At 60.8% G+C, this 3,999-nt stretch carries 4 protein-coding genes; 3 read left to right on the plus strand and 1 reads right to left on the minus strand.

The annotated features are described in order from the left end of the window. The 3 genes from NW856_RS12735 to NW856_RS12745 all read left to right on the plus strand — a co-directional run. Positions 1 to 775: sensor histidine kinase (locus NW856_RS12735; RefSeq protein WP_414400572.1), on the plus strand; the 775-nt coding region annotated here is incomplete at its 5' end. A gap of 109 nt (positions 776 to 884) precedes the next feature. Further along, positions 885 to 1,643: a sensor histidine kinase gene (locus NW856_RS12740; protein WP_414400573.1), complete on the plus strand. Its 759-nt coding sequence runs from the start codon at positions 885 to 887 to the stop codon at positions 1,641 to 1,643. A 68-nt stretch (positions 1,644 to 1,711) separates the two neighbouring features. Next, positions 1,712 to 2,455: a response regulator gene (locus tag NW856_RS12745; protein ID WP_414329441.1), complete on the plus strand. Its 744-nt coding sequence runs from the start codon at positions 1,712 to 1,714 to the stop codon at positions 2,453 to 2,455. 45 nt (positions 2,456 to 2,500) lie between these two features. Here the strand turns inward: NW856_RS12745 and NW856_RS12750 are convergent. Then, a partial coding sequence (locus tag NW856_RS12750) for a DUF3352 domain-containing protein (protein WP_414400574.1) occupies positions 2,501 to 3,999 on the minus strand: 1,499 nt, incomplete at its 5' end.

Consider the following 3,999-nt stretch of genomic DNA (forward strand, 5'->3'; position numbering starts at 1 on the left):
AGAAGATAAGCAAAAGCGGCGGTCTCCTCCTTCCCATGGCCAGCCTGCCGGTCAAGGCCAACAGAACAGCCTTTCGGAGGCAGAACTGTTGCGGGCTCTCATCCACGAGATCCAGACGCCCCTCAGCACCATCCGCACCTTGGTTAGTCTCATCCTGAAGCGGCACGATCTGCCGTCGCGGGTACGGGAATACGTGGAGAAAATTGACCGCGAATGTACCGAGCAAATCAACCGCTTCGGGCTGTTTTTCCAGGCTACAGAAACGGTGATGCCCGCTGCTACTCCACAGGAGGGGCGTCGGCTTCAGCTAGAGCCCATTGCGCTGGTGGACTTGGTGCGGCAAAACCTGCCTCGCTGGCAGGAGCAGGTGGAACGGCGGGGATCCCAACTGGAGTTGGAGATTCCCGATGAGCTGCCGGATGTGGTCAGCGATCCCAAGGCGCTGGAAGCGGTGCTGTTTGGCATGATCGACCGCATTGCCCGCAGCACGCCGGCTGGCAGCCACATTCGCGCCCAGTTGGTCAGCGCAGGGGAGCTGGTCAAACTTCAGTTTCAGGTCAACACACCTGAGGGCAGCGACGCCACTGTTGCCTCAGAGCCCAAATCCCCTCAGGCGATTGGGCAGTTGTTGGTCGTGCAGCCGGATACCGGTGCAGTAAGCCTCAGCCTTCCCGTCACCCAAACTCTGTTCCGCGCCTTGGGGGGCTACCTCACCGTGCGCCACCGCGCCCGTCGGGGGGAAGTTCTCAACATCTACCTGCCCCGCCAGCTATAAGCCACCCAGTTGGGATCCCGATAGCGTCTCAGGATTGATATGGCGGATTGCAGGGGAGGTAGGGCTAGGATCGATCTGCCAGCGCCGGGAGAGTCTAGAGATTGGATCCATGCCGAGAGCCAGAAAAGTTGCTGAACACCATCCAGAGCCTGAACCCGTCTGCGGAGCCGGAGAACCCAAGGTTAAGGGGGTCACTCTTTCTGCCCAGCAGCTTTCCACTTTGCTTCACGAAATGCGCAATCCTCTCACCGCCCTGAGCACGCTGGCCAAGTTATTGCAAAAACGCTTGCCCCCCGAGGATCGCAACCACTGGATTGGCCTGAGCATTGAACAGGAGTGCAAGCATTTGCAGGAGCTGCTGGCGGAGTTCGAGCGTTTGGACGGGATCCCGGCCCCCCTCCAGCTTCAGCCCCTCTCCTTGGCCGACCTGCTGCGGGAGTGGATCCCCATTTATCAAGCCTTGGCCGAAACCCAGGGACACCACTTTCAAGCCGTCCTGCCCCCTTCCCTACCCCCTGTACAAGCCGATCCGCGTGCCCTGCGCCAGGTGCTTGATAACTTGATCGACAACGCTTGCAAGTACACCCCGCCCCCAGGTGAGATCCGGCTGAGGGTGGAGTTGGGTGAAGATCCCTCAACTGCTTCGCAACGGGAAGTGTTCGTTGCCGTCTGTGACAATGGCCCTGGTATTCATCCTGAGAATCTGGAGCGGATCTTCGACCCCTTTTTTCGGGCAGATCTTTCTAAGCCGGGGCAGGGGCTGGGGTTGGCCATCAGCCGCGACTTGGCCACCCGGATGGGCGGAGATCTCCAGGTGGAAAGCTCCCCCCAAGGCTCCTGTTTTTGCCTGAGATTGCCCACAGGTTAGTAGGAAGATTGTAGAGATATGGGATGGCAGGTGCCGCCAAACGCTTGAACGCTAACCAGGAGCTGCAGATGGCCTCTTCTCCCCAAGCCAAACCCGAACCCCCTGCTGCCAGTCCAGCAGCCCGCATTCTGCTAGTAGATGATGAACCCGGCTTACGGGAAGCGGTGCAAGCCTACCTCGAGGACAGCGGCTTTGAGGTGATCCCGGCGGCCAACGCCCAGCAGGCTCTGCAACTGCTCAGCACGGCCCAGCCTCAGTTGATCATCTCCGACATCATGATGCCGGGCATGGATGGCTATCAATTTTTGGCCCAACTGCGAAAACTCGAGCCCTACAGCCATCTGCCGGTGGTGTTCCTCACCGCCAAGGGGATGACCGCCGACCGCATCCAGGGTTACCGGGCCGGTGTCGATGCCTATTTGCCCAAGCCCTTCGATCCGGAGGAGCTGGTGGCCATCGTCTCCAATCTCATTGAGCGATCCCGCGCTGCCAGCCCTTCGGAGGTGGTGGCCCGCGAGCTGGCCTCGATTCGCGCCCTGCTGTCGGAGCGCACCCTTGCCACAGCCACGCCTGCCCAGACCTCTGCCCCCACCCCCCTGCCCCCACCCATCAAGGTAGAGCTGACGCCGCGGGAACAACAGGTGTTGGAGAAGGTGGCAGAAGGGCTGATGAACAAGGAGATTGCCAAGCAGCTGCAAACCAGCGTGCGCAACGTGGAAAAATACGTCACCCGCCTGCTGAACAAGACAGGCACCAGCAGCCGCACCGAGCTGGTGCGCTATGCTCTCACCTATGGCTTGATTCGGCTGTAGCTCTCACCCCCAGCCCCTCTCCCCAAGGGAGAGGGGGGAAAGAGCTTACGGCTGTGGCTTGGGCGGCACGGTGACCAGCAGCTCCACCCCAAAGGCGTGATCCCCGGCAGGGTAGCTGGTAATCCCCAGCCCATCGATGCGGGTCAGCAGCTCACGGGCCTCCGGCTCCAAGCCTGCCAAACTACCCGGTAGTGTGGCCTCCAGCACTGTTCGGATCCCTTGCCAATTCAGCAAAAAGTAGCCGTAGTTGGGCTTGGGCAACTGATCGTAGAGGGTTTTCAGCGGCTCGGTTTGGGGAAGCAAATTGCCCTGGCGTTGGGCGAGGGTTTGCAGCGCCGCCGTGCTGCTGGTCACGATCAAATAGTTGCCTTCCCAGGCGCGGGTCAAAAGCGGGCGGTTAAACAAGGGATCCGCCCACGTCACCTGTCCACCCGCCTCCGTTACCCCTACTCCCGATTCTTGGGCCAGCCGATCCAACTGGGTCAGGGCCGCGTTGGCCTTGTCTTTTTGGCTGGTCTCGATCACCAAGGCTGCTCCCATGCCCTGCAACAGGGGATGGGCCTGGGCATCCGGTGCCACCAGCAGGGCCATCTCCCCATCCATCCAAGCCAGCAGATCTTTTTCCAAGTCCAAACGGGTATTGGCACGAAACTCAGCCCGCAGCTCCTCTAATGACTCCTTGACCGGCGGATCTTTTTCCAGCTCAGGCATAACGGCTTGCCAGCGCTGGGCGATCTGTTGGGTGGTCAGCACCGCCAAGGCATTGCCGGGCAGCCGCTGAATGAGTTCGCCGCGAGCCGTTTGCCACCCCCCCTGCACCTGGGTTTTCGGATCGGTCTGGGTCAACATGCGCAGCCGCAGGCCCTGCTCCTGCCAGTGGGCAGCCATGGCCAAAGAGCGCAGGGGTTGCAGGGATCCCAGCGTCGCCGGATCCAGATCCTGCATCCAGTCTTTGAAAGATTCGGGATCCTCCTGCAAAGCCTGGAAGTTGAAGTAGGCAAAGGCCAGCGTGCCGCTCTTATACAGATCGCCAACAGCGGTGCGGAAACTTTCGGAGCGGCCAATCGGCTCTGCTTCGCCGCGATACACAGCAATCGCCTGCTGCATCACCCTTGGGTCGTTGGCCACTGCCACAAAGCGGTTGCCAAACTCAGCAGTTACCCATCGCTCGCCCGGCTCTCCGTTGGTTTGCACATACAAGGTGACCCCTTGCTCCTGGCGCTGCTCGAAGTTCGCCCCTTCTGCTGCTGCCTGTTGCCGCACCTGGGCCAAGAATTGCCCGGACAAATCAGCGTTGCGGGTGCTGGCTCCAAACAGGATCCCAGGCACCGGCTCGGCAGCTCCGGGCACCAGATTGGGGATCACCACTGCCATCGTGAATTGCTCGCCAGCCCAAGCTTGCATCTCTTCCCGAGAGAACTCCTTGCCGGTTTCAGCCAAAGCTTCTGCCGTCCAGCTCTCCCACTGGGCCAAAAGGTCAGGGTGAGTGCGAAAAGATTCTTCCGGTTGGGTAGAAAAGGTCAGCACCAGGGGCGCCGACTGGG

The sequence above is a fragment of the Synechococcus sp. R3-13 genome, from assembly GCF_047462195.1.
In the GTDB taxonomy this organism is placed as follows: domain Bacteria; phylum Cyanobacteriota; class Cyanobacteriia; order Thermostichales; family Thermostichaceae; genus Thermostichus.

What these genes read in the sequence shown, in the direction of transcription:
- NW856_RS12740 (WP_414400573.1), top strand. Translation starts at nt 885, where the DNA reads ATGCCGAGAGCCAGAAAAGTTGCTGAACACCATCCAGAGCCTGAACCC.
- NW856_RS12745 (WP_414329441.1), top strand. Translation starts at nt 1,712, where the DNA reads ATGGCCTCTTCTCCCCAAGCCAAACCCGAACCCCCTGCTGCCAGTCCA.